The 26,486-nt window shown below is 52.5% G+C and carries 25 protein-coding genes; 19 read left to right on the forward strand and 6 right to left on the reverse strand.

Annotation, left to right across the window (positions count from 1 at the left end):
* The first annotated feature begins 13 nt into the window (after positions 1 to 13).
* From mnmG to phoU, 18 genes are all read left to right on the forward strand, one after another.
* Positions 14 to 1,903: a tRNA uridine-5-carboxymethylaminomethyl(34) synthesis enzyme MnmG gene (gene mnmG / locus AC07NP_RS03220; RefSeq protein ID WP_494659567.1), complete on the forward strand. Its 1,890-nt coding sequence runs from the start codon at positions 14 to 16 to the stop codon at positions 1,901 to 1,903.
* Between the two features lie 104 nt (positions 1,904 to 2,007).
* Entirely contained in the window at positions 2,008 to 2,631 is a 624-nt protein-coding gene (rsmG, locus tag AC07NP_RS03225) for a 16S rRNA (guanine(527)-N(7))-methyltransferase RsmG (protein WP_203359496.1), read from the forward strand.
* Between the two features lie 615 nt (positions 2,632 to 3,246).
* Positions 3,247 to 3,627 carry a F0F1 ATP synthase subunit I gene (gene atpI, locus AC07NP_RS03230; RefSeq protein ID WP_192614013.1) on the forward strand — a complete coding sequence of 127 codons (381 nt, stop codon included), beginning with the start codon at positions 3,247 to 3,249 and terminating at the stop codon, positions 3,625 to 3,627.
* Between the two features lie 8 nt (positions 3,628 to 3,635).
* Positions 3,636 to 4,451: a F0F1 ATP synthase subunit A gene (atpB, locus tag AC07NP_RS03235; RefSeq protein WP_203359497.1), complete on the forward strand. Its 816-nt coding sequence runs from the start codon at positions 3,636 to 3,638 to the stop codon at positions 4,449 to 4,451.
* A 46-nt stretch (positions 4,452 to 4,497) separates the two neighbouring features.
* The gene (gene atpE / locus AC07NP_RS03240; RefSeq protein WP_003023794.1) at positions 4,498 to 4,737 is read left to right on the forward strand and encodes a F0F1 ATP synthase subunit C; all 240 of its coding nucleotides are present in this window, start codon (positions 4,498 to 4,500) and stop codon (positions 4,735 to 4,737) included.
* A gap of 59 nt (positions 4,738 to 4,796) precedes the next feature.
* Positions 4,797 to 5,267 carry a F0F1 ATP synthase subunit B gene (atpF, locus tag AC07NP_RS03245; protein ID WP_073511767.1) on the forward strand — a complete coding sequence of 157 codons (471 nt, stop codon included), beginning with the start codon at positions 4,797 to 4,799 and terminating at the stop codon, positions 5,265 to 5,267.
* Positions 5,268 to 5,281: 14 nt separating this feature from the next.
* Positions 5,282 to 5,815, forward strand: coding sequence for a F0F1 ATP synthase subunit delta (gene atpH, locus AC07NP_RS03250; RefSeq protein ID WP_203359498.1), 534 nt, complete (start codon positions 5,282 to 5,284; stop codon positions 5,813 to 5,815).
* A gap of 12 nt (positions 5,816 to 5,827) precedes the next feature.
* Positions 5,828 to 7,369 (forward strand): F0F1 ATP synthase subunit alpha, encoded by a 1,542-nt coding sequence (gene atpA / locus AC07NP_RS03255; protein WP_301699930.1) that lies wholly within the window; start codon positions 5,828 to 5,830, stop codon positions 7,367 to 7,369.
* A gap of 50 nt (positions 7,370 to 7,419) precedes the next feature.
* Positions 7,420 to 8,283, forward strand: a complete 864-nt coding sequence (gene atpG / locus AC07NP_RS03260; protein ID WP_192614017.1) for a F0F1 ATP synthase subunit gamma — start codon at positions 7,420 to 7,422, stop codon at positions 8,281 to 8,283.
* 26 nt (positions 8,284 to 8,309) lie between these two features.
* On the forward strand, positions 8,310 to 9,692 hold the full coding sequence (gene atpD, locus AC07NP_RS03265) for a F0F1 ATP synthase subunit beta (protein ID WP_162382300.1): 1,383 nt from the start codon (positions 8,310 to 8,312) through the stop codon (positions 9,690 to 9,692).
* A 20-nt stretch (positions 9,693 to 9,712) separates the two neighbouring features.
* Positions 9,713 to 10,132, forward strand: coding sequence for a F0F1 ATP synthase subunit epsilon (locus AC07NP_RS03270; RefSeq protein ID WP_162382301.1), 420 nt, complete (start codon positions 9,713 to 9,715; stop codon positions 10,130 to 10,132).
* Between the two features lie 325 nt (positions 10,133 to 10,457).
* A complete protein-coding gene (glmU, locus tag AC07NP_RS03275; protein WP_494659568.1) occupies positions 10,458 to 11,828 on the forward strand; it encodes a bifunctional UDP-N-acetylglucosamine diphosphorylase/glucosamine-1-phosphate N-acetyltransferase GlmU in 1,371 nt (456 codons plus the stop codon).
* Between the two features lie 199 nt (positions 11,829 to 12,027).
* A complete protein-coding gene (gene glmS / locus AC07NP_RS03280; protein WP_494659569.1) occupies positions 12,028 to 13,857 on the forward strand; it encodes a glutamine--fructose-6-phosphate transaminase (isomerizing) in 1,830 nt (609 codons plus the stop codon).
* A 312-nt stretch (positions 13,858 to 14,169) separates the two neighbouring features.
* Positions 14,170 to 15,210 carry a phosphate ABC transporter substrate-binding protein PstS gene (pstS, locus tag AC07NP_RS03285; RefSeq protein ID WP_203359501.1) on the forward strand — a complete coding sequence of 347 codons (1,041 nt, stop codon included), beginning with the start codon at positions 14,170 to 14,172 and terminating at the stop codon, positions 15,208 to 15,210.
* Positions 15,211 to 15,354: 144 nt separating this feature from the next.
* Positions 15,355 to 16,314 carry a phosphate ABC transporter permease PstC gene (pstC, locus tag AC07NP_RS03290; protein WP_490469198.1) on the forward strand — a complete coding sequence of 320 codons (960 nt, stop codon included), beginning with the start codon at positions 15,355 to 15,357 and terminating at the stop codon, positions 16,312 to 16,314.
* Positions 16,314 to 17,204 carry a phosphate ABC transporter permease PstA gene (pstA, locus tag AC07NP_RS03295; RefSeq protein ID WP_192614023.1) on the forward strand — a complete coding sequence of 297 codons (891 nt, stop codon included), beginning with the start codon at positions 16,314 to 16,316 and terminating at the stop codon, positions 17,202 to 17,204. Before pstC ends, pstA begins: the two co-directional genes overlap by 1 nt.
* Before the next feature lie 124 nt (positions 17,205 to 17,328).
* The gene (pstB, locus tag AC07NP_RS03300) at positions 17,329 to 18,102 is read left to right on the forward strand and encodes a phosphate ABC transporter ATP-binding protein PstB (protein ID WP_162382307.1); all 774 of its coding nucleotides are present in this window, start codon (positions 17,329 to 17,331) and stop codon (positions 18,100 to 18,102) included.
* Positions 18,103 to 18,116: 14 nt separating this feature from the next.
* On the forward strand, positions 18,117 to 18,842 hold the full coding sequence (gene phoU, locus AC07NP_RS03305; RefSeq protein ID WP_162382308.1) for a phosphate signaling complex protein PhoU: 726 nt from the start codon (positions 18,117 to 18,119) through the stop codon (positions 18,840 to 18,842).
* A 103-nt stretch (positions 18,843 to 18,945) separates the two neighbouring features.
* On the opposite strand, the gene yieH is transcribed toward phoU, so the two are convergent.
* Entirely contained in the window at positions 18,946 to 19,611 is a 666-nt protein-coding gene (gene yieH, locus AC07NP_RS03310) for a 6-phosphogluconate phosphatase (RefSeq protein WP_494659570.1), read from the reverse strand.
* 167 nt (positions 19,612 to 19,778) lie between these two features.
* Between yieH and adeP the strand changes: the two genes are divergently transcribed.
* Positions 19,779 to 21,116 carry an adenine permease AdeP gene (adeP, locus tag AC07NP_RS03315; RefSeq protein WP_203359504.1) on the forward strand — a complete coding sequence of 446 codons (1,338 nt, stop codon included), beginning with the start codon at positions 19,779 to 19,781 and terminating at the stop codon, positions 21,114 to 21,116.
* Between the two features lie 139 nt (positions 21,117 to 21,255).
* On the opposite strand, the gene AC07NP_RS03320 is transcribed toward adeP, so the two are convergent.
* From AC07NP_RS03320 to mnmE, 5 genes are all read right to left on the reverse strand, one after another.
* The gene (locus AC07NP_RS03320) at positions 21,256 to 21,822 is read right to left on the reverse strand and encodes an NADPH-dependent FMN reductase (protein ID WP_494659571.1); all 567 of its coding nucleotides are present in this window, start codon (positions 21,820 to 21,822) and stop codon (positions 21,256 to 21,258) included.
* 41 nt (positions 21,823 to 21,863) lie between these two features.
* Positions 21,864 to 22,613, reverse strand: a complete 750-nt coding sequence (locus tag AC07NP_RS03325) for a 4'-phosphopantetheinyl transferase family protein (RefSeq protein WP_494659572.1) — start codon at positions 22,611 to 22,613, stop codon at positions 21,864 to 21,866.
* Positions 22,614 to 22,760: 147 nt separating this feature from the next.
* Positions 22,761 to 23,720, reverse strand: a complete 960-nt coding sequence (gene yidZ / locus AC07NP_RS03330) for an HTH-type transcriptional regulator YidZ (RefSeq protein WP_494659573.1) — start codon at positions 23,718 to 23,720, stop codon at positions 22,761 to 22,763.
* The gene (locus AC07NP_RS03335; RefSeq protein WP_494659574.1) at positions 23,689 to 24,870 is read right to left on the reverse strand and encodes an MFS transporter; all 1,182 of its coding nucleotides are present in this window, start codon (positions 24,868 to 24,870) and stop codon (positions 23,689 to 23,691) included. Before AC07NP_RS03335 ends, yidZ begins: the two co-directional genes overlap by 32 nt.
* 181 nt (positions 24,871 to 25,051) lie before the next feature.
* A complete protein-coding gene (mnmE, locus tag AC07NP_RS03340; RefSeq protein WP_494659575.1) occupies positions 25,052 to 26,416 on the reverse strand; it encodes a tRNA uridine-5-carboxymethylaminomethyl(34) synthesis GTPase MnmE in 1,365 nt (454 codons plus the stop codon).
* Positions 26,417 to 26,486 lie beyond the last annotated feature (70 nt).

The raw sequence follows: 26,486 nt of genomic DNA on the forward strand, positions 1-26,486 counted from the left end.
CGAGGCAATTACCATGTTTTATCCGGATCCTTTTGACGTCATCATCATTGGCGGGGGTCATGCAGGCACTGAGGCCGCTATGGCCGCAGCGCGTATGGGTCAACAAACCCTGCTTTTGACACACAATATCGACACGTTGGGGCAAATGAGTTGCAACCCCGCTATTGGCGGTATTGGGAAGGGACATCTGGTAAAAGAGGTGGATGCGCTCGGTGGGCTGATGGCCAAAGCAATCGACCATGCTGGCATTCAGTTTAGGATACTAAACGCAAGCAAAGGTCCAGCCGTTCGTGCAACCCGGGCACAGGCGGATCGTGTGCTCTATCGTCAGGCGGTACGCACCGCACTGGAGAACCAACCGAACCTGATGATCTTCCAGCAGGCGGTTGAAGATCTGATTGTCGAAAACGATCGTGTTGTTGGCGCAGTGACTCAAATGGGTCTGAAATTCCGCGCGAAAGCCGTCGTACTGACTGTCGGAACCTTTCTGGATGGCAAAATTCATATCGGGCTGGACAACTACAGCGGTGGCCGTGCTGGCGATCCGCCGTCGATCCCGCTCTCCCGACGTCTGCGTGAATTACCTTTGCGTGTGAGCCGTCTGAAAACCGGTACACCGCCACGTATCGATGCGCGCACTATCGATTTCAGCGTGTTGGGTCAGCAAAATAGCGACAATCCGCTGCCGGTCTTCTCATTCCTGGGCAACGCGTCTCAGCATCCACGTCAGATGCCGTGCTACGTCACCCACACCAATGAGAAAACCCATGACGTGATCCGTAATAACCTCGATCGTAGCCCGATGTATGCCGGTGTGATCGAAGGGATCGGCCCACGTTACTGCCCATCGATCGAAGACAAAGTGATGCGCTTTGCCGACAGAAACCAGCACCAGATCTTCCTGGAGCCGGAAGGGCTGACGTCTAACGAAATTTACCCGAACGGTATTTCCACCAGCCTGCCCTTCGATGTACAGATGCAGATCGTCCGCTCCATGCAGGGGATGGAAAACGCGAAGATCGTTCGCCCGGGTTATGCTATCGAGTATGACTTCTTCGATCCGCGTGACCTGAAACCAACGCTGGAAAGCAAATTTATCCACGGTCTGTTCTTCGCCGGGCAAATCAACGGTACGACTGGTTACGAAGAAGCTGCCGCGCAGGGTCTGCTGGCCGGTCTGAATGCTGCCCGTCTGTCTGCGGACAAAGAAGGCTGGGCGCCAGCGCGTTCCCAGGCGTATCTGGGGGTATTGGTGGACGATCTGTGCACCCTGGGTACCAAAGAACCGTATCGCATGTTTACCTCCCGCGCGGAATACCGTTTGATGCTGCGTGAAGATAACGCCGATCTCCGCCTGACCGAAATGGGCCGCGAACTGGGCCTGGTGGATGATGAGCGCTGGGCTCGTTTCAATGAGAAGCTGGAAAACATTGAGCGTGAACGTCAGCGTCTGAAATCAACCTGGGTGGCCCCTTCCTCCGAATCTGCGGGCGAAGTGAATGCTCACCTAAGCGCGCCGCTCTCGCGTGAAGCGAGTGGTGAAGATCTGCTGCGCCGCCCTGAAATGACCTATGAACAACTGACCGCGCTGACGCCGTTTGCTCCATCTCTGGACGATGTTCAGGCAGCTGAGCAGGTTGAGATTCAGGTGAAGTACGAAGGGTACATCGCCCGTCAGCAGGATGAGATCGAAAAACAGCAGCGCAACGAAAATACCATTCTGCCCGCGACGCTGGATTACCGTCAGGTTTCGGGTTTGTCGAATGAAGTTATCGCCAAGTTGAACGATCATAAACCGGTCTCAATTGGCCAGGCATCGCGCATCTCCGGCGTTACGCCTGCGGCGATTTCTATTCTGCTGGTCTGGTTGAAAAAACAAGGCATGTTGCGCCGTAGTGCGTAAATGCGCAGCTTTGGCGGGTGACGCTTCGCTTACCCGCTCTACAGGTTCGTAAGGCCCGGTACGCGCTAGCGCCACCGGGCAAATTTTATAGACAGGTAATCACCGTGCTCAACAAACTCTCTCGTCTGCTGGATCAAGCAGGTATTTCGCTCACCGATCACCAGAAAAATCAGTTGGTCGCGTATGTTGATATGCTGAACAAGTGGAACAAGGCCTATAACCTGACCTCTGTCAGAGATCCCGGTGAGATGCTGGTCCGCCATATTCTGGACAGTATTGTTGTCGCACCGCATCTGCAAGGGCAACGTTTTATCGATGTTGGTACAGGACCGGGTTTGCCGGGAATTCCTTTGTCGATTGTACGCCCTGAGTCGCATTTCACCCTGCTGGACAGTTTGGGCAAGCGCGTGCGTTTTCTGCGCCAGGTTCAACATGAGCTTAAACTGGATAACATCACGCCCGTTCAGAGCAGGGTTGAGGAGTTTCCTTCCGAGCCGCCGTTTGATGGTGTGATCAGCCGTGCGTTCGCCTCACTCAATGATATGGTCAGTTGGTGTCATCATCTGCCGGGTGAGAATGGTCGCTTTTACGCGCTGAAAGGACTGTTACCAGAGGATGAAATTGCCTCGTTGCCTGCTGAATTTAGTGTGGAATCGGTCGTTAAACTGCGGGTTCCACAACTGGAAGGTGAACGTCACCTGGTCGTCGTTAAGGCAAACAAAATTTAATATTTGTCAAAAAAAATAGAAAAAAAACGGGACCTCACGTGTTAAAAATCGTGGGGTATCGTGCCGTTATAACTGGTTACACTTAACGACAGCGTCACTATTTGTTTTCATTTCGACAAAGACCCTTTTTTTGTTAATGACAAAAGTAGTCAACATTGAAAATATCAGTCTGCTAAAAATCGGGTTTGCAAATCACTCTTTGATGTTAAATATTTATTATGAATGTCAATGGTGTGTTTTTATGTTGTAGTTCGATGTTTTTAAAATGGTGAGTGACTTTACTCTTAAATATCAAAAAGTTGAAAAGGCACCATTTGCCAAGTAAATAAATACTGCCAGGGCGAATATGCTCAATATGTGATCTGAAGCACGCTTTATCGCCAGTGTTTTCGCGCTATTTGCAGTTTTGCACGATCGTTCACACTTTGACTAAAAGTTAAAAATGCGGGGCAGAGAGAAATATTTAAACATTTATTCACCTTTTAGCTACTTATTGTTTGAAATCACGAGGACGCACCGTATAATTTGACCGCTTTTTGATGCTTGACTCCAGGTCTTAAAGAACGTTTTATACGACACGCGGCATACCTCGATGGTAGCAGGAGTAAAAACGTGATGTCTGTGTCGCTCTTGAGTCGAAACGTTGCTCGTAAGCTTCTGTTCATTCAGCTACTGGCTGTAATGGCAAGTGGATTGCTGTTTAGCTTCAAAGACCCCTTCTGGGGCATCTCCGCGATATGTGGAGGGATGGCAGTGTTTCTGCCTAATATGTTGTTTATGATATTTGCCTGGCGTCACCAGGCGCAGATTCCAGCAAAAGGCCGTGTGGCCTGGTCGTTCGCCTTCGGCGAAGCGTTTAAGGTGTTAGCGATGCTGGTTTTACTGGTGGTGGCGTTGGCGGTTTTGAAGGCGGTGTTTTTACCGCTGATCGTTACGTGGGTTTTGGTGCTGGTGGTTCAGATACTGGCGCCGGCTGTAATTAACAACAAAGGGTAAAAGGCATCATGGCTTCTGAAAATATGACGCCGCAGGATTACATAGGACACCATCTGAATAACCTTCAGTTGGACCTGCGTACATTCTCGCTGGTGGATCCGCATAACCCCCCAGCCACCTTCTGGACGCTCAATATTGACTCCATTTTCTTCTCGGTGGTGCTGGGTCTGTTGTTCCTGCTTATGTTCCGTAGTGTTGCGAAAAAGGCAACCAGCGGCGTACCAGGTAAATTTCAGACCGCGATTGAGCTGGTGATCGGCTTTGTGCATGGTAGCGTGAAAGACATGTACCATGGTAAAAGCAAGCTGATCGCACCGCTGGCCCTGACGATCTTCGTCTGGGTGTTCCTGATGAACATGATGGATTTACTGCCTATCGACCTGCTGCCGTACATCGGTGAGCATGTTCTCGGCTTGCCTGCACTGCGTGTGGTTCCGTCTGCTGACGTGAACATCACCCTGTCTATGGCTCTGGGCGTATTTATCCTCATTCTGTTCTACAGCATCAAAATGAAAGGCCTCGGCGGCTTCGCGAAAGAGCTGACGCTGCAGCCGTTCAATCACTGGGCGTTCATCCCTGTCAACTTAATCCTTGAAGGGGTAAGCCTGCTGTCCAAACCGATTTCTCTCGGTCTGCGACTGTTCGGCAACATGTATGCCGGTGAGCTGATTTTCATTCTGATTGCTGGCCTGTTGCCGTGGTGGTCACAGTGGATCCTGAATGTGCCCTGGGCCATTTTCCACATACTGATTATTACGTTGCAAGCCTTCATCTTCATGGTTCTGACGATTGTCTATCTGTCGATGGCGTCTGAAGAGCATTAATTTACCAACACTACTACGTTTTAACTGAAACAAACTGGAGACTGTCATGGAAAACCTGAATATGGATCTGCTGTACATCGCTGCCGCTGTGATGATGGGTCTGGCGGCGATCGGTGCTGCGATCGGTATCGGCATCCTCGGGGGTAAATTCCTGGAAGGCGCAGCGCGTCAGCCTGATCTGATTCCTCTGCTGCGTACTCAGTTCTTTATCGTTATGGGTCTGGTGGATGCTATCCCGATGATCGCTGTAGGTCTGGGTCTGTACGTGATGTTCGCTGTCGCGTAGTAAGCGTTGCTTGAATTAAGAGCAATATCAGAACGTTAACTAGATAGAGGCATTGTGCTGTGAATCTTAACGCAACAATCCTCGGCCAGGCCATCGCGTTTGTCCTGTTCGTTCTGTTCTGCATGAAGTACGTATGGCCGCCGTTAATGGCTGCCATCGAAAAACGTCAAAAAGAAATTGCTGACGGTCTTGCTTCCGCAGAACGAGCACATAAGGACCTTGACCTTGCAAAGGCCAGCGCGACCGACCAGCTGAAAAAAGCGAAGGCGGAAGCTCAGGTTATCATTGAGCAGGCGAACAAACGCCGCTCTCAGATCCTGGACGAAGCCAAAACTGAAGCAGAGCAGGAACGTACTAAAATCGTGGCGCAGGCGCAGGCGGAAATTGAAGCCGAGCGTAAACGTGCCCGTGAAGAGCTGCGTAAGCAAGTTGCTATCCTGGCTGTTGCTGGCGCCGAGAAGATCATCGAACGTTCCGTGGATGAAGCTGCTAACAGCGACATCGTGGATAAACTTGTCGCTGAACTGTAAGGAGGGAGGGGCTGATGTCTGAATTTATCACGGTAGCTCGCCCCTACGCCAAAGCAGCTTTTGACTTTGCCGTCGAACACCAAAGTGTAGAACGTTGGCAGGACATGCTGGCGTTTGCAGCCGAGGTAACCAAGAACGAACAAATGGCAGAGCTTCTCTCTGGCGCGCTGGCGCCGGAAACGCTCGCTGAGTCGTTTATCGCAGTCTGCGGTGAGCAGTTGGACGAAAACGGCCAAAACCTGATTAAGGTGATGGCTGAAAATAATCGTCTGAACGCGCTCCCGGATGTTCTGGAGCAGTATATTCAACTGCGTGCAGCCAGTGAGTCTACCTCTGAGGTAGAAGTCACTTCTGCGACCACGCTGAGTGAAGCACAGCTTGCGAAGATCAGCGCTGCGATGGAAAAACGTCTGTCACGCAAAGTTAAGCTGAATTGCAAAATCGATAAGTCTGTAATGGCAGGCGTTATCATCCGTGCGGGTGATATGGTCATTGACGGTAGCGTACGCGGCCGTCTTGAACGCCTTGCAGACGTCTTGCAGTCTTAAGGGGACTGGAGCATGCAACTGAATTCCACCGAAATCAGCGAACTGATCAAGCAGCGCATTGCTCAGTTCAGTGTTGTGAGCGAAGCTCACAACGAAGGTACTATTGTTTCTGTAAGTGACGGTGTTATCCGCATCCACGGCCTTGCCGATTGTATGCAGGGTGAGATGATATCCCTGCCGGGTAACCGTTACGCTATCGCACTGAACCTGGAGCGCGACTCCGTAGGTGCTGTTGTGATGGGTCCGTACGCTGACCTTGCCGAAGGCATGAAAGTTAAGTGTACAGGTCGTATTCTGGAAGTTCCGGTTGGCCGTGGCCTGCTGGGTCGTGTGGTGAACACTCTGGGTTCCCCTATCGACGGTAAAGGTCCTGTTGATAACGATGGCTTCTCGCCAATCGAAGTTATCGCACCGGGCGTAATCGAACGTCAATCCGTCGATCAGCCGGTCCAGACCGGTTATAAATCCGTTGATGCCATGATCCCAATCGGTCGTGGTCAGCGTGAATTGATCATCGGTGACCGTCAGACCGGTAAAACCGCGATGGCAGTCGATGCGATCATCAACCAGCGCGATTCCGGCATCAAGTGTGTGTACGTAGCTATCGGCCAGAAAGCGTCCACCATTTCTAACGTGGTGCGTAAACTGGAAGAGCATAATGCTCTGTCCAACACCATCGTTGTTGTGGCGACCGCGTCTGAATCCGCTGCTCTGCAATACCTGGCGCCATATGCTGGTTGCGCAATGGGCGAATACTTCCGTGACCGCGGCGAAGATGCACTGATCGTTTACGATGACCTGTCCAAACAGGCTGTTGCTTATCGTCAGGTTTCCCTGTTGCTCCGTCGTCCGCCAGGACGTGAAGCATTCCCGGGCGACGTATTTTACCTCCACTCCCGTCTGCTGGAGCGCGCATCCCGCGTTAACGCGGAATACGTTGAGAAATTCACCAACGGTGAAGTTAAAGGTAAAACCGGCTCCCTGACCGCTCTGCCGATTATCGAAACCCAGGCGGGTGACGTTTCTGCGTTCGTTCCGACCAACGTAATTTCCATTACCGATGGTCAGATCTTCCTGGAAACTAACCTGTTTAACTCCGGTATTCGTCCGGCGGTTAACCCGGGTATCTCCGTATCTCGTGTAGGTGGCGCAGCGCAGACCAAGATCATCAAGAAACTGTCCGGTGGTATTCGTACCGCACTGGCACAGTATCGTGAACTGGCTGCGTTCTCTCAGTTCGCTTCCGACCTGGATGACGCTACGCGTAAGCAGCTGAGCCACGGTCAGAAAGTAACTGAACTGCTGAAGCAGAAACAGTATGCCCCAATGTCTGTTGCACAACAGGGTGTGGTGCTGTTTGCGGCTGAACGCGGTTACCTCGAAGATGTGGAACTGGCGAAAATCGGTAGTTTCGAAGCTGCTCTGCTGGCTTACGTCGACCGTGACCACGCTCCGCTGATGCAAGAGATTAACCAGTCCGGTGGCTATAACGATGAAATCGAAGGCAAGCTGAAAGCTATCCTCGATTCCTTCAAAGCAACCCAGTCCTGGTAACGTCTGGCGGTCTGTCTTAGGGCAGACCGCAAGGCATTGAGGAGAAGCTCATGGCCGGCGCAAAAGAGATACGTAGTAAGATCGCAAGCGTCCAGAACACGCAGAAGATCACTAAAGCGATGGAGATGGTCGCCGCTTCCAAAATGCGTAAATCGCAGGAGCGCATGGCGGCCAGCCGTCCTTATGCAGAGACCATGCGCAAAGTGATTGGTCACCTTGCGAACGGTAATCTGGAATATAAGCACCCTTACCTGGAAGAACGCGACGTTAAACGTGTGGGCTACCTGGTGGTGTCGACCGATCGTGGTCTGTGTGGCGGCTTGAACACTAACCTGTTCAAAAAACTGCTGGCAGATATGAAAGCATGGTCCGAAAAAGGCGTTCAGTGCGAACTCGCAATGATCGGCTCTAAGGGCGTGTCTTTCTTTAGCTCCGTTGGCGGTAATGTGGTTGCTCAGGTAACCGGTATGGGGGATAACCCTTCCCTGTCCGAACTGATCGGTCCGGTTAAAGTGATGCTGCAGGCCTATGATGAAGGCCGTCTGGACAGACTGTACGTTGTCAGCAACAAATTTATTAACACCATGTCTCAGGTGCCTACTCTCACTCAACTGCTGCCATTACCGGCATCGGAAGATGAAGAGTTAAAACAAAAAGCCTGGGATTACCTGTATGAACCCGACCCGAAACCGCTGCTGGATACCCTGCTGCGTCGTTACGTTGAATCTCAGGTTTATCAGGGTGTGGTAGAAAACCTGGCCAGCGAGCAGGCCGCACGTATGGTGGCGATGAAAGCCGCGACCGACAATGGCGGCAGCCTGATTAAAGAGCTGCAGTTGGTATACAACAAAGCTCGTCAGGCCAGCATTACTCAGGAACTCACCGAGATCGTCGGTGGTGCATCCGCGGTATAACCAGGTTAATTCGTAGAGGATTCAAGATGGCTACTGGAAAAATTGTCCAGGTAATCGGCGCCGTGGTTGACGTCGAATTCCCTCAGGATGCCGTACCGCGCGTGTACGATGCTCTTGAGGTTATGAATGGTAATGAGAGCCTGGTGCTGGAAGTTCAGCAGCAGCTCGGTGGTGGTATCGTACGTACTATCGCCATGGGTTCTTCCGACGGTCTGCGTCGTGGTCTGGAAGTTAAAGACCTCGAACACCCGATCGAAGTCCCGGTAGGTAAAGCAACCCTGGGTCGTATCATGAACGTCCTGGGTCAGCCGATCGACATGAAAGGCGACATCGGCGAAGAAGAACGTTGGGCGATTCACCGTGCAGCACCTTCTTATGAAGAGCTGTCCAGCTCTCAGGAATTGCTGGAAACCGGTATCAAAGTAATGGACCTTATCTGCCCGTTTGCGAAAGGCGGTAAAGTTGGTCTGTTCGGTGGTGCGGGTGTAGGTAAAACCGTAAACATGATGGAGCTGATCCGTAACATCGCGATCGAGCACTCCGGTTATTCCGTGTTTGCAGGCGTAGGTGAACGTACTCGTGAGGGTAACGACTTCTACCACGAAATGACCGACTCTAACGTTCTGGATAAAGTATCCCTGGTTTATGGCCAGATGAACGAGCCACCGGGAAACCGTCTGCGCGTTGCGCTGACCGGCCTGACCATGGCTGAGAAGTTCCGTGACGAAGGTCGTGACGTTCTGCTGTTCGTTGATAACATCTATCGTTATACCCTGGCCGGTACTGAAGTATCCGCACTGCTGGGCCGTATGCCTTCAGCGGTAGGTTATCAGCCGACCCTGGCGGAAGAGATGGGTGTTCTGCAGGAACGTATCACCTCCACCAAAACCGGTTCTATCACTTCCGTTCAGGCGGTATACGTACCTGCGGATGACTTGACTGACCCGTCACCAGCCACCACCTTTGCTCACTTAGATGCAACCGTGGTACTGAGCCGTCAGATCGCGTCTCTCGGTATCTACCCGGCCGTTGACCCGCTGGACTCCACCAGCCGTCAGCTGGATCCGCTGGTCGTTGGTCAGGAACACTACGACACCGCGCGTGGCGTTCAGTCCATCCTGCAGCGTTACCAGGAACTGAAAGACATCATCGCGATCCTGGGTATGGACGAACTGTCCGAAGAAGACAAACTGGTGGTAGCACGTGCGCGTAAAATTCAGCGCTTCCTGTCCCAGCCATTCTTCGTTGCTGAAGTCTTTACCGGTTCTCCAGGTAAATTCGTATCGCTGAAAGATACTATCCGTGGCTTTAAAGGCATCATGGATGGCGAATACGATCACCTGCCAGAGCAGGCGTTCTATATGGTTGGCACCATCGAAGAAGCTGTCGAGAAAGCCAAAAAACTTTAACGCCTTAATCGGAGGGTGATATGGCAATGACTTACCACCTGGACGTCGTCAGCGCAGAGCAACAAATGTTCTCTGGTCTGGTCGAAAAAATCCAGGTAACGGGTAGTGAAGGTGAACTGGGTATTTACCCGGGCCACGCCCCGCTGCTCACCGCCATTAAGCCTGGTATGATCCGCATCGTTAAACAGTTCGGTCATGAAGAGTTTATCTACCTGTCCGGCGGCATTCTTGAAGTGCAGCCTGGCAACGTGACCGTACTGGCTGATACCGCGATTCGCGGACAGGATCTCGATGAAGCGAGAGCCCTGGAAGCGAAACGTAAGGCTGAAGAGCACATTAAGAGCTCTCATGGTGACGTGGATTACGCTCAGGCATCTGCGGAACTGGCCAAAGCGATCGCGAAACTGCGCGTTATCGAGTTGACCAAAAAAGCGATGTAACACCGGCTTGAAAGCATAAAAACCAGTCTGAATTCAGGCTGGTTTTTTTTTGCCTTTTCTTCGGTTTCCCGCTTTTTAAGCCCTTTCTTATCCTTTATTCATGGATCAAAAAAAGAGCAAAAACATTAGCCTAAAGACTTAATGAGAGGTATGTCTTACTTTTCAGAAGACAAAAGGCGCGACGATGGACGAAAATGTCTCATTATCTTGTGGGGAAAGTCCCCTGATGAGCATTTTATCTACACCCCATTTCACGGCGAAAAAAATGTAGTATTTTCAATGTGAAACGGTATAAATTCGTTCTCTTATCACAGTCAGGATGCGTATGTTGAACAGTGCTATGAGCGTAGTGATCCTTGCCGCAGGTAAAGGCACACGCATGTATTCCGATCTTCCTAAAGTGCTACATACTCTCGCGGGAAAAGCGATGGTTCAGCATGTCATTGATGCAGCTAATGAAGTTGGCGCATCTCACGTTCATCTGGTCTATGGCCACGGTGGCGATCTGCTTAAGCAGACACTGAAAGAAGACAACCTGAATTGGGTTCTGCAGGCCGAGCAGTTGGGTACAGGTCATGCGATGCAGCAGGCTGCGCCATTCTTTGGCGACGACGAAGACATTTTAATGCTCTATGGCGACGTACCGCTGATTTCGATCGACACATTGCAGCGTCTGCGTGATGCAAAACCGCAGGGCGGCATTGGTTTGCTGACGGTGAAGCTGGATGATCCAAGCGGCTATGGTCGTATTACGCGTGAGAACGGTAAGGTCACCGGCATTGTTGAGCACAAAGATGCAAGCGACGAGCAACGTCAGATCCAGGAAATTAATACTGGCATCCTGATTGCCAACGGCGCAGATATGAAACGTTGGCTGTCAAAACTGACCAATAACAATGCTCAGGGCGAGTATTACATCACCGACATTATTGCGCTGGCATATCAGGAAGGTCGCGAAATCGCGGCCGTTCACCCTGACAGACTCAGTGAAGTGGAAGGTGTGAACAACCGCCTGCAACTCTCTCGTCTGGAACGCGTTTACCAGTCTGAGCAGGCTGAAAAGCTGCTGCTGGCGGGCGTTATGCTGCGTGACCCTTCGCGTTTTGATCTGCGCGGTACGTTAACGCACGGGCGAGATGTCGAAATTGATACTAACGTTATCATCGAAGGCAACGTTACGCTCGGTCATCGTGTGAAGATTGGCGCGGGCTGCGTTATCAAAAACAGTGTGATTGGCGATGATTGTGAAATCAGCCCATACAGCGTAGTGGAAGATGCACATCTGGCAACGGCGTGTACAATTGGCCCGTTCGCGCGTCTGCGCCCTGGTGCCGAACTGCTGGAAGGCGCACACGTCGGTAACTTTGTCGAGATGAAAAAAGCGCGTCTGGGTAAAGGCTCGAAAGCCGGTCATCTGAGTTACCTGGGGGATGCTGAAATTGGCGACAACGTGAACATTGGTGCAGGAACGATCACCTGTAACTACGATGGCGCGAACAAGTTTAAAACCATTATTGGCGATGATGTGTTTGTCGGCTCTGATACCCAACTGGTGGCGCCAGTGACGGTGGGTAACGGTGTGACAATCGCGGCGGGTACCACCGTTACCCGTGACGTTGCTGATAACGAACTGGTGATAAGCCGTGTACCGCAGGTCCATAAGCAGGGCTGGAAGCGTCCGGTGAAGAAGAAGTAAATTCAATTTTTGTAGGCCGGACAACGCGTTTACGCTGCCTTCCGGCAAACAGGGATGAGGGGATAACATAATCCCCCGCCCAAAAAGCAGTACTTATAAAAATAACCCCACTCTCTACAAGGCTCGGGGCGCCCGAAAATACGGGCATACAGGTTGACCGACAACGACTGGCATATCGCCAAAATCGGAATTAAAAACTATGTGTGGAATTGTTGGCGCTATCGCGCAACGTGATGTAGCAGAAATCCTTCTCGAAGGTTTACGTCGTCTGGAATACCGCGGCTATGACTCTGCGGGCATGGCTGTGGTCGACAACGAAGGGCACATGACCCGTCTGCGTCGCCTCGGTAAAGTTCAGATGCTGGCACAGGCAGCGGAAGAACACCCGTTGCACGGCGGTACAGGTATTGCTCATACCCGTTGGGCAACCCACGGCGAACCTTCAGAAGCGAATGCGCATCCGCATGTTTCTGAGCACATTGTGGTGGTGCATAACGGCATCATCGAAAACCATGAACCGCTGCGCGAAGAACTGAAAGCGCGTGGTTATACGTTTGTTTCTGAAACTGACACCGAAGTGATTGCTCACCTGGTGCATTGGGAACTGGAACAAGGCGGCACTCTGCGTGAAGCAGTGCTGCGTACTATCCCACAACTGCGCGGCGCGTACGGTACGGTGATCATGGATACCCGTAAACCGGATACTCTGCTGGCGGCGCGCTCTGGTAGCCCGCTGGTGATTGGTCTGGGTATGGGTGAGAACTTTATCGCTTCCGATCAACTGGCGCTGCTGCCAGTCACCCGTCGCTTCATCTTCCTGGAAGAAGGTGATATTGCGGAAGTGACCCGTCGTTCCGTCTCTATTTTCGATAAAACGGGCGCGGAAGTGAAACGTCAGGATATCGAATCCAATCTGAAATACGACGCTGGTGATAAAGGTATTTATCGCCACTACATGCAGAAAGAGATCTACGAACAGCCTAACGCTATCAAAAACACCCTGACCGGACGTATTACTCACGGTGAAGTGGATCTGAGCGAGCTGGGTCCGAAGGCGAACGAACTGCTGGCTCAGGTTGAGCACATTCAGATTATCGCCTGCGGTACTTCCTACAACTCCGGTATGGTATCCCGCTATTGGTTTGAATCTCTGGCAGGGATCCCGTGTGACGTGGAAATCGCGTCTGAATTCCGCTATCGCAAATCCGCCGTGCGTCGCAACAGCCTGATGATCACCCTTTCGCAGTCTGGCGAAACGGCAGATACGCTGGCTGGTCTGCGTTTATCGAAAGAGTTGGGTTATCTGGGTTCCCTGGCGATTTGTAACGTTCCAGGCTCTTCCCTGGTTCGTGAATCTGACCTGGCGATGATGACCAATGCCGGTACCGAAATCGGTGTTGCCTCCACGAAAGCGTTTACCACTCAGTTGACCGTTCTGCTGATGCTGGTGGCGAAACTGGCGCGTCTGAAAGGTCTGGATGCCTCTATTGAGCACGACATCGTTCACGGCCTGCAGGCGCTGCCGAGCCGTATTGAGCAGATGCTGTCTCAGGATAAACGCATTGAAGCGCTTGCTGAAGATTTCTCTGACAAACACCACGCGCTGTTCCTGGGGCGTGGCGATCAGTATCCGATTGCGCTGGAAGGCGCGCTGAAACTGAAAGAGATCTCTTATATTCACGCAGAAGCCTATGCCGCAGGTGAACTGAAGCATGGCCCGCTGGCGCTGATTGATGCAGACATGCCGGTTATTGTGGTGGCTCCGAACAACGAACTGTTGGAAAAACTGAAATCCAACATTGAGGAAGTTCGCGCGCGCGGTGGTCAGCTGTATGTCTTCGCCGATCAGGATGCCGGATTCACCAGTAGCGATAACATGCACATTATTGAAATGCCGCATGTGGAAGAGGCCATTGCGCCAATCTTCTACACAGTACCGCTGCAATTGCTGGCGTATCACGTGGCGCTGATCAAAGGCACCGACGTGGATCAGCCGCGTAACCTGGCAAAATCGGTTACGGTTGAATAATCTGTGTAATGCCCTGCGAAAGCGGGGCATTTTTTATCCCCGTTTTTTTGAACAATTCCCCCTCCGTTTTTATGTGACAAAGCGTCATATTCAGCTACTGTTTCAGTGTCATAAAAAGAAAATCTCTGCGAAATATTAGTGCCATAAAAACACGTAACGCATTGTTTCTTTATGATGTTTTTTAGAAACTGAACACCATTTCTTTCTCTGTCATAAAACTGTCATATTTCGTACATTTAACTGTCACCTGTTTGTCCTATTTTGCTTATCGTAGCCACTTAACAATGATTTACGAATCTTGCAGGAGACATTATGAAAGTTATGCGTACCACTGTCGCAACTGTTGTCGCCGCGACCTTATCCATGAGCGCTTTCGCTGTAAACGCAGCGGCAAGCCTGACAGGTGCAGGTGCAACTTTCCCTGCGCCAGTGTATGCCAAATGGGCAGATACCTATCAGAAAGAAACCGGTAATAAAGTCAATTACCAGGGTATCGGCTCCTCCGGTGGTGTTAAACAAATTACTGCAAATACGGTTGATTTCGGCGCATCCGATGCCCCGCTGTCTGATGAAAAGCTGGCTCAGGAAGATCTGTTCCAGTTCCCGACCGTGATTGGTGGTGTGGTGCTGGCGGTGAATATCCCTGGTCTGAAGTCTGGTGAGCTGGTGTTGGATGGTAAAACACTGGGTGACATCTATCTCGGCAAAATCAAAAAGTGGGACGATGAAGCCATCACCAAACTGAACCCAGGTCTGAAACTGCCTTCCCAGAATATTGCCGTTGTGCGTCGTGCTGATGGCTCCGGTACTTCCTTCGTCTTTACCAGCTATCTGGCGAAAGTGAACGAAGAGTGGAAATCGAAAGTCGGTTCCGGCTCGACAGTAAACTGGCCGACCGGTCTGGGTGGTAAAGGCAACGACGGTATCGCTGCGTTCGTACAGCGTCTGCCGGGTTCCATTGGTTACGTTGAATACGCGTATGCCAAGCAGAACAGCCTGGCCTACACCAAATTGATCTCCGCCGATGGTAAGCCGGTAAGCCCGACTGAAGAGAACTTCGCCAACGCGGCAAAAGGCGCTGACTGGAGCAAATCGTTCGCGCAGGACCTGACGAACCAGAAAGGTGAAGAAGCGTGGCCAATCACCTCCACGACCTTCATCCTCGTGCACAAAGTGCAGAAAAAACCTGAGCAGGGTGCTGAAGTGCTGAAATTCTTCGACTGGGCATACAAAAATGGCGGCAAACAGGCTAATGACCTGGATTATGCCAGCCTGCCAGACAGCGTGGTTGAGCAGGTTCGCGCTGCATGGAAAACCAACGTGAAAGACAGCAACGGTAAAGCGCTGTATTAATAGAATATCTTTGACGAAATGGCGGATGGCGCTACGCTTATCCGCCCTACGGTTCAGACTGTAGGCCCGATAGGTAAGCCGGATAAGCGTAGCGCCATCCGGCTTGGGCAACTTCGTAAACGCGTTCAACGGAAAGAGTAATTTATGGCTGCAACTAAGCCTGCTTTTAACCCACCGGGTAAAAAGGGTGACATGATATTCAGCGCGCTGGTAAAACTGGCTGCGCTGCTTGTGCTATTGATGCTGGGGGGCATTATTGTCTCTCTGATCATCTCCTCCTGGCCAAGTATCCAGAAGTTTGGCTTTTCGTTCCTGTGGACCAAAGAGTGGGACGCGCCAAACGATATCTACGGTGCGCTGGTCCCCATTTATGGCACGCTGGTGACCTCTTTTATCGCATTGCTGATCGCCGTTCCGGTGAGTTTCGGCATTGCCTTATTTTTAACGGAGCTGGCGCCAAACTGGCTGAGACGTCCGCTGGGGATCGCGATTGAACTGCTGGCCGCGATTCCAAGTATCGTTTATGGCATGTGGGGCTTGTTCATTTTCGCCCCGTTGTTTGCGACCTGGTTTCAGGAGCCGGTAGGGAACGTCCTTTCCAACATTCCATTTGTTGGTGCACTGTTCTCGGGTCCGGCTTTTGGTATCGGTATTTTAGCCGCTGGCGTGATCCTCGCCATCATGATCATCCCGTACATTGCGGCGGTAATGCGTGATGTATTCGAACAGACCCCTGTGATGATGAAAGAGTCGGCCTACGGTATCGGCTGCACCACCTGGGAAGTTATCTGGCGTATTGTTCTGCCCTACACCAAAAATGGGGTGATTGGCGGCATTATGCTGGGCTTAGGTCGTGCGCTGGGCGAAACCATGGCGGTAACCTTTATCATCGGTAACACCTACCAGCTCGACAGTGCCTCGCTGTATATGCCGGGCAACAGTATTACCTCTGCGCTGGCGAACGAGTTTGCCGAAGCAGAATCGGGTCTGCATGTTGCCGCGTTGATGGAACTGGGCCTGATCCTGTTCGTCATCACCTTTATCGTCCTGGCGGCGTCTAAATTTATGATCATGCGCCTTGCTAAGAACGAGGGGGCACGTTAATGGCTACGATCGAAATGCAATCTACCGCCGCACTGGCGGAATCCCGCCGCAAAATGCAGGCGCGTCGTCGCATGAAAAACCGCATCGCGCTGACGCTCTCCATGGCGACAATGGCGTTCGGGTTGTTCTGGCTCATTTGGATCCTGTTCTCTACTGTGGTACGCGGTATCGACGGAATGTCGCTGGCGCTGTTTACCGAAATGACGCCGCCGCCTAATACAGCGGGTGGTGGTCTGGCAAACGCCCTGGCCGGTAGTGGTTTACTCATTCTGTGGGCGACCGTATTGGGTACGCCGCTGGGCATTATGGCGGGGATTTATCTGGCGGAATATGGCCGCAAATCCTGGCTGTCTGAAGTCATTCGCTTTATCAACGACATTCTGCTTTCTGCGCCGTCGATTGTGGTCGGTCTGTTCGTCTACACCATTGTGGTCGCGCAGATGGAACAATTCTCCGGCTGGGCAGGTGTGATTGCGCTGGCGTTGCTGCAGGTGCCTATCGTTATTCGAACTACAGAGAACATGTTGAAACTGGTGCCGGATAGCCTGCGTGAAGCGGCGTATGCGCTGGGTACGCCAAAGTGGAAGATGATCTCTGCGATTACCCTGAAGGCGTCAGTCTCCGGCATCATGACCGGTATCCTGCTGGCGATTGCGCGTATCGCGGGTGAAACCGCCCCGCTGTTGTTTACCGCGCTCTCGAACCAGTTCTGGAGCACCGACATGATGCAGCCGATCGCCAACTTGCCGGTGACCATCTTTAAATTTGCGATGAGTCCGTTTGCTGAATGGCAGCAACTGGCCTGGGCTGGGGTGTTGATTATCACCCTTTGCGTTCTGCTGCTGAATATTCTGGCGCGCGTCATTTTTGCGAAGAATAAACACGGTTAATTATTTACGCATTGCCGGATGGCGGCGTACGGATTGTACATATTTGTAGGCCTGATATGCGTAGCGCCATCAGGCACAATTTTGCGGCGCGGCGAATGCGGCGTCGAATGAGGAAGAGATTGAAATGAGTATGGTTGAGACAGCCCCAGGTAAGATTCAGGTTCGTGATTTGAACTTCTACTATGGCAAATTCCATGCCCTGAAGAACATCAACCTGGATATCGCGAAGAACCAGGTTACGGCATTCATCGGTCCGTCTGGCTGTGGTAAATCCACGTTGCTGCGCACCTTTAACAAAATGTATTCGCTGTACCCCGATCAACGTGCGGAAGGCGAAATTCTGCTGGATGGCGACAATATTCTCACCAATACCCAGGATATCGCGCTGCTGCGCGCTAAAGTGGGCATGGTGTTTCAGAAGCCGACACCGTTCCCGATGTCCATTTACGACAATATCGCGTTTGGCGTGCGCCTGTTTGAGAAGCTCTCCCGTGCCGACATGGATGAGCGTGTTCAGTGGGCTTTGACCAAGGCCGCATTGTGGAACGAAACCAAAGATAAATTGCACCAGAGCGGGTACTCTCTCTCCGGTGGTCAGCAACAGCGTCTGTGCATCGCGCGCGGTATCGCTATTCGTCCGGAAGTGTTGCTGCTGGATGAGCCATGTTCAGCGCTGGACCCTATTTCCACTGGGCGCATTGAAGAGCTGATCACCGAGCTGAAGCAGGATTACACCGTGGTTATCGTAACGCACAACATGCAGCAGGCGGCGCGTTGTTCCGACCACACGGCGTTTATGTATTTGGGCGAGTTGATTGAGTTCAGCAACACGGACGATCTGTTCACCAAGCCCGCTAAAAAGCAAACAGAAGACTACATCACCGGTCGCTACGGCTGATTCAGGAGTGCAACATGGATAACCTCAATCTCAATAAACACATTTCCGGCCAGTTCAACGCTGAACTGGAGAGCATTCGCACTCAGGTGATGACCATGGGCGGAATGGTGGAACAGCAACTGTCTGACGCCATTACCGCCATGCACAACCAGGACGGTGAACTGGCAAAGCGCGTGATTGAAGGCGACAAACAGGTCAACATGATGGAAGTCGCGATTGATGAAGCCTGCGTGCGCATCATCGCCAAGCGTCAGCCAACGGCCAGCGACCTGCGTCTGGTGATGGCGATCATCAAAACCATCGCGGAGCTGGAACGCATTGGCGACGTTGCCGATAAAATCTGTCGTACCGCGCTGGAGAAGTTCTCTTCTCAGCATCAGCCGCTGTTGGTGAGCCTGGAATCGTTGGGTCGCCATACCGTACAGATGCTGCATGATGTTCTGGATGCGTTTGCGCGTATGGATCTGGACGAAGCGGTACGTATCTACCGTGAAGACAAAAAAGTCGACCAGGAATATGAAGGCATCGTGCGTCAGCTGATGACGTACATGATGGAAGATCCGCGAACCATTCCGAGCGTGCTGACGGCGCTGTTCTGCGCACGATCGATTGAACGTATCGGCGACCGCTGCCAGAACATTTGTGAATACATCTTCTACTTCGTGAAAGGGCAGGATTTCCGTCACGTCGGGGGGGATGAGCTGGATAAACTGCTGGCGGGTAAAGACCCAAAAGAGTGATATTTGTGCTTTCTGTAGGCCCGGTAAGCATGCGCCACCGGGCAATTAGCCGGATGGTGCTAACGCTTATCCGGCCTACACTGAATTGACCATTCCGACGAAATTAACGCGTAATATCCCATCCGCGCGCCTTCCACAATTCCGGCAATTGCGCCAAATCGGTAAAGGTCGTTACTTTTGGATGATCGATCGGTTTGTTGTGCGGATCGGCGCAGAAGTAAAACACCTCCATACCCGCATCAATTCCTGACTGTGCGCCAGCTGAAGAGTCATCCACCAGAATGCAGTTCTCCACATTGACGTTCATCGCTTTCGCTGCGTGGAACATCAGCGCCGGATCAGGCTTCCAGCGTTGAATATCGTAGCCGCTGAACAGTTTTTCCGGGAAGTGGTGCAACATGCCCAGTTTTCCCAGCGAATGCTGCATTTTGCTGACCGGCCCGTTAGAGACTACGCAGATTGGCACCGCCATGCTGTCCAGCAATGCGTTTGCACCCGCGATCACCTCTAGTTCCGTGTCGAACAGGCGTGCGACCTCGGCGCGGAAGACGCGTTCCAGCTCAGTTTTCGCCAACTGAATATGATGCTCTTCGTTGATGATGTCGATGATCTCGTAGAGTTTTATGCCCTTAAAGCGTTCAAACACCTCTTCAAGATCGAGCTTTATGCCAAACTCCTGGAACATGGCGACATACGCACGGGAACAGATCACTTCGCTGTCGACCAGCGTACCGTCGCAGTCGAAAAATACCGCTTCAATCTGGGACATGCCTTTCCTTTTTTACAAGTTTAACGTTTACGTAATGCTGAATTGAGAGACGCAATCGTTGACGTATTAGTAAAATCAAAGAAAAAAAGTATCTCGCAACCGCCCCTATTGTCGCATTTTGGTATAGGATAGCGACGGATTTTTCCCTCCTTGTTCGGAAATTGATTATGAGTCAACAACACACAACCCAGGCTTCTGGTCAGGGTATGCTGGAACGCGTGTTTAAACTGCGCGAACACGGCACGACGGCCCGCACCGAAGTGATCGCCGGTTTCACGACCTTCCTGACGATGGTCTATATCGTTTTTGTTAACCCACAAATTCTTGGCGTTGCTGGCATGGATACCAGTGCTGTCTTCGTCACCACCTGTTTGATTGCTGCATTTGGTAGCATCCTGATGGGCCTGTTCGCCAACCTGCCGGTCGCGCTGGCGCCTGCAATGGGTCTGAACGCCTTCTTCGCGTTTGTTGTGGTTCAGGCAATGGGCCTGCCGTGGCAGGTGGGAATGGGCGCCATTTTCTGGGGCGCTGTTGGTCTGCTGTTGTTGACCATCTTCCGCGTACGTTATTGGATGATCGCCAATATTCCGGTTAGTCTGCGTGTAGGTATCACCAGCGGTATAGGCCTGTTCATTGGTATGATGGGGCTGAAAAATGCCGGTGTCATTGTCGCGAATAAAGACACGCTGGTGGCGATTGGAAATCTGACGTCGCACAGCGTTCTGCTGGGCGTGCTGGGGTTCTTTATCATCGCTATTCTGGCATCGCGCAACATTCACGCTGCGGTGCTGGTGTCTATCGTGGTCACAACGTTGCTGGGCTGGATGTTGGGTGATGTGCACTACAACGGTATCGTCTCTGCGCCGCCAAGCGTCACTACTGTAATTGGCCATGTGGATCTGGCTGGTTCGTTGAATCTGGGCCTGGCCGGCGTCATTTTCTCTTTCATGTTGGTTAACCTGTTTGACTCCTCCGGTACGCTGATTGGCGTGACCGACAAAGCGGGTCTGGCCGATGAGAAAGGGAAGTTCCCACGCATGAAGCAGGCGCTGTTTGTCGACAGCGTATCATCGGTGGCGGGTTCGTTTATCGGTACCTCTTCCGTGACGGCGTATATTGAATCTTCTTCCGGTGTTTCTGTCGGTGGACGTACCGGTCTGACGGCAGTAGTCGTGGGTTTGCTGTTCCTGCTGGTTATCTTCCTGTCGCCGCTGGCGGGAATGGTGCCGGGTTATGCGGCCGCGGGTGCGCTGATTTATGTCGGTGTATTGATGACCTCCAGCCTTGCACGCGTGAAGTGGGACGACTTGACGGAGTCAGTGCCCGCCTTTATCACCGCCGTGATGATGCCGTTCAGTTTCTCTATTACTGAAGGTATCGCGCTGGGCTTTATCTCTTACTGTGTGATGAAAATCGGCACCGGCCGCTTGCGCGATCTCAGCCCTTGCGTGGTCGTTGTGGCGTTGCTGTTCATTCTGAAGATTGTGTTTATCGACGCGCACTAAGGTGCGGCTTGTGGTGTCAGGTGGCGCTAACGCTTACCTGACCTACAGAAGAACGTAGGCCTGATAAGCGAAGCGCCATCAGTCATAACCACATTAATCATTTCAAATCAAAGCCCGGCAGTGTGCCGGGCTTTTTCTTTTACGCTTTCACGCGCTGAATGTAATCGCCAAACGCGGTCAGTTGACCGGTCAGATGATCCAGGGTGCTTTGGTCAATCACTTCACCGTTTTGCGGGTCCACTTTGTTTTGAATCACGCCGCCCATAAATTCAGGCTTATTCATTACCATGGCATCGAGGAAGACCAGAATCTGACGCAGATGATACTGACAGCGCGCGCCGCCGATAGCTCCCATTGAACTGGTCTGGATCAGCACGGGTTTTCCGGACAGTGGCTGGTCGGGTAGGCGGGACAGCCAGTCGATGGCGTTTTTCAGGCCACCCGGCACGGAGTAGTTATATTCCGGCGTCACAATGACCACCCCATCCGCTTGACGAATTTGATCCGCCAGCGCTTCTACGCTCTGCGGAAAACCTTCCTCTTGTTGCAGATCGGCGTCATACAATGGGATGTTGCCAATGGACGGTAATGCGTTGACTTCCATGCCTGTAGGGGCAATTTTTGGCAGGGTACGGGCAACCATCCCATTAAATGAGCCTTTGCGCAGGCTTCCCAGTAACGTAACAACCTTCAACGTTTCAGACATGATTACTCCTTTTTCATCATGATGGCCGGGATGTGGCCGGGTCAGTTATGTGTACAAGATTTAACGGTGGATAATTGGGCGAATCGCATCAGGCGACCGGTGGGGGCATTGGCGCGAGTCTGGATATCGGGCAGGCTTTTCCACCCCTGATGACTATCAAACTCCCAAACCTTCAGCTTTTCAATGGAGGGCGAGACGGCAACCGACCATACCAGCACATCTTCCGCATCACAGAGGGCTTCGATCTGCGCAACATGGGCACACTTAAGACGACCGGCAACGGGGATCAACTGGAGCTCTCGTGGGTCATCGTTGAGGACATCGCCAGTGAGTTTCAGTACGCTCTGGCGCAAGGTGATGAGCTGCGCACGTGCTTCATTAGGATCGTTTTGATTGTTGATCCACAGGGTTTCATTGCTGGAGAACACCGGGTTTCCTGCTGAATGTGGGCTGTGAAAGCCACGGGTTGCGCGTTGCAACTCCATGTCCAGACCGCATTCGCCTTCGGTTGTCAGCGCAATGCCGACCATATTTCCGGCGTACGCGATGGAGAAATCGGGCAGGTTGCGATCGCGAAACGTGGGTTTGCCTTTCGCCTGGATAGTGATCTCTGGTAGTTCGCTGATGCCATAAAGCATAAACATCAGTTCAGCGAGTAAGGCCCGGGAGGCAAGGAACCGCGTGCGGCGATGAGTGGGAAGATTGCTGGCCTCAATATGACATTGAGAAGGGAGCCGGACTGAAACCAGATGTCCCTCCGTAAGAATCCCTCTGGCAAAATGTGTCGCCATTTTTCGCTCCGTGATTAATGGTCCGTGATTATTACGAGAGTAACATTTACATGAATTATGGACAGACTTAACAGCTCAAAAGTTCGACTGAATCAGAATACCTTACGCGACATTTACATTTCCCTTACCTAAGTGGTGAATTTAGCGTCAGGAAAGGGGGCTGTAGAGGGCTTTAAGAGTTTCTCTTAACCAGACAATTTTCGGGTTATGGCTGTTGCGTTTATGCCAGAGGAGGGTGAACGGCACCATGAGTTTTTCCCGCTGTGCGGCGTCAAAAGGCAAGGGACGCGCAACTAACGGGAGTTGGTGGAGTTGGTTATAACGCTGGCAATAAAGCGGCGCGGTCGCCAGAAGCGAGTGATCGGGTTGTGCCGCCATAAACAACGATTGTTCAAATCCAGGCAGACTTAAGGCGATGTTGCGTTTACGCCCCATCTCCTGCAGCACGTCATCGAGCGCCCAGGTATCGCTTTGTTCCCAGCAGATGCTGATATGCGGATAGCGCAGGAAGGTCTCAAGATTCCACTCTTCCCGCAGCGCCGGATGATCTTCCCGCAACCATACCCACGGTAAGTCGGTGAACAGCACTTCAAAATCGATCGATAAAGGCAGCAGACTCAGTAACTCTCGCGAACGTGGATGGCTCTCACGCCCGGTAAAACCAATATCTACCTCACCGCGCGTGATGGCGTCCAGCGAGTCGTAATCCCAGTTGCGTACTTTAATGGAGGCCTGCGGATAGCGCTGATAGATCTGCTGCGACAACGTATTGAACATGATCATCATCAGGGGCGTCTCGGCGACCAGATCGAACTTCAGCCCTCGTGGCGTTTCGTTATGCGGCTTATCCAGCAGCTGATTGCCCATCTGCATCCAGTCTGCCAGATTCTGCTCCATACTCAGCATCAGCGGCGTTGGCGTCAGCCCGAGCGGCGTATTCACGAACAGCGGGTCGTCGAACCATGCCCGCAACTTCGACAGCGATTTGCTCACCGCCGAAGGGGTAACGCTCATCCGTTTCGCCGCTTTGGTTACGCTGCGCTCCTGCATCAGAAGCTGCAGGCATAACAACAAATTAAGATCGAGACTGGTGATGGATTTCTTCATGGTCGGGTGCAGACCTGTTGGGTGCGACGAGCATAATCAGCAAGAGGCTGACTATGCTACAACCAATCAGAATCCCGATCAGCATATTCAACGCATTGATGCCGACAATGGCTGCCAGCCAAATCCACAGCGACGAACCGCAGACCTGTGCAATACCCAGCGCTGAACTGGCGACACCAGCCCGCAAAGAAAAGGGACCCAGCGCCTGGCTCATTGCCACGCCAAAGCCGACCGAGAAACCCGCGCAGATAAGCGTCAGACCAAACAGTGTCACCGCGTTGCTGGTGGCGAGGCTGAGCACCACGCCTGCCGCCAGAAACAGCCCCTGTGAGGTAACCATTAATGTACGTGGCTTAAACACGCCTAACGCAAATGGCGTTGAGAACGAAACGGCCATACTGACACCTGCGGTCAGTGCCATGGTGGTGGCATATTCACCGCGATCAAACCCCATCACTTCCATCAGCAGAACCGGTGAGGTATTCACAAAAGTGAGGATCACGGAGACGCTCAGTGTGGTGATCGCCAGACGGCTGAGGAAAAAACGATTGATTAGCGACTCGGCACTCTGTGGCGAACATGAAGACGATGAATGTGTGGCTGGACGCGTTTCCCGCAGGATGAACAGCGACAGCAGACACACCGCGATGCCCATCGCAATCATGGTGTAAAACAGACTTTGCCATGGAAATCTGAGCATGATCAGATGTCCCAGAACCGGCGCCAGCACCGGGACAATACAGGTGATCCCGTTAAGCAGTGACAGCACTTTCGCCCGGCGGCGGTCGTCCAGGGTATCGCGCAAGATGGCAAAAGCCACCACATAACAGCTACCTGCGCCAATGCCCTGAATAAAGCGTCCGGTTAAAAACATCGAACCGTCCTGCGCGAACGAACAAAGCGTTGAGGCAAAAATGAATATCACCGCGCCGACAATAGCCACAGGTTTACGCCCGGAGCGGTCGGCCACTTTCCCGGCAAACAGCATGGCGGTTGCCATCCCGGCCAGATAGACGGAAAACGCAATATGCAACTGCGCTTCACTGGCATTCAGATCGGCGGCAATTCGCGGTAAACCCACCAGATACATATCAATACCGGCGGGATAGAGTAAAACCAGGGCAAAACTGCAGATTAGAAAGCGGGTCATAGCGTCCTCACGATAAGCGTGACGCTAAGCATACGGGGAGGTGTTCTGTGAGACGAGTTGCCATTTGGACAACAGTGATTTCCTGTAAGGAAATCGCCTATTGCCAGGTAACGCTTCGATTACTGAGCAATAGGCGTAGGGGAGGCCGGATAAGGCGTTAGCCGCCATCCGGCAATACTGCTTACTTGCCGATACAGAAGCTGGAGAAGATCCGCCCCAGCAGATCGTCGGAGGTAAACTCCCCGGTAATCTCACTCAACGCCTGCTGCGCCAGGCGCAGTTCTTCTGCCAGCAGTTCGCCAGCCCATGCGCCTAACAGTTGCGCTTTACCCTGCTGGAGATGCTCAGCGGCTTCGGCCAGCGCCTGCAAATGACGACGACGCGCCAGGAAGCCGCCTTCCATGTTGGTTTCAAAGCCCATGCTTTGCTTGAGATGGTTACGCAGTACGTCCACGCCTTCACCTGTCCGTGCAGAGAGGCGAACCAGTGAGTGCTCGTTCACTTCGCTAATACCCAGCGTCTCGCCGGTAATATCCGCTTTGTTGCGCACGACAGTGATCGGCAGCTTAGCAGGCAGACGAGCGATAAAGTCCGGCCAGATCTCTGTCGGGTCAGTCGCGGCGGTCGTTGTGCCGTCCACCATAAACAGCACGCGGTCGGCTTGTTCAATCTCCTGCCACGCGCGCTCAATACCGATACGTTCTACCTCATCATTAGCATCGCGCAGACCGGCGGTATCGATGATGTGCAGCGGCATACCGTCAATGTGAATATGCTCGCGCAGTACGTCGCGCGTTGTCCCGGCTATATCGGTCACAATCGCGGCTTCACGCCCCGCCAGCGCATTCAGCAGGCTCGATTTACCCGCGTTAGGGCGACCAGCAATAACCACCTTCATCCCTTCACGCAGCAGGCTGCCCTGACGCGCTTCAGCACGCACGGCATCGAGATCGGCGATAACGCCATTTAGCTGCGCTTCAATTTTGCCGTCCGACAGGAAATCGATCTCCTCATCCGGGAAATCGATCGCCGCTTCCACGTAGATGCGCAGGTGAGTGAGTGCTTCCACAAGATGATTTACACGCGCGGAAAACGCCCCTTGCAGAGAGTTCAACGCTGAACGCGCCGCTTGCTCTGAGCTGGCGTCAATCAGGTCGGCAATCGCCTCTGCCTGGGCCAGATCGAGCTTATCGTTGAGGAACGCCCGTTCGGAGAATTCACCGGGTTTTGCAATGCGCAGACCAGGGATCGTCAGAATGCGTTTTAACAGCAGGTCGAGAATCACCGGGCCGCCGTGCCCTTGCAGTTCCAGTACGTCTTCACCCGTGAACGAGTTCGGACCGGGGAACCACAGCGCGATCCCCTGGTCGAGCGCGGTGCCATCAGCATCTTTAAACGGCAGATAGTCGGCATAACGCGGTTTTGGCAGCTTGCCCAGTACAACTTCGGCAACCTCACGCGCCTTGAGGCCGGAGATACGCAGGATGCCGACGCCACCGCGTCCCGGTGGGGTAGCCTGGGCGACGATAGTGTCGTTGTGGCTCATGATATGTCTCGTTGAATACAAATAAAAAAGGCGGTCATTTGACCGCCTTCCATAGAGCTATGACTTACTG

This window comes from Citrobacter sp. GW821-FHT07H02, assembly GCF_059418505.1.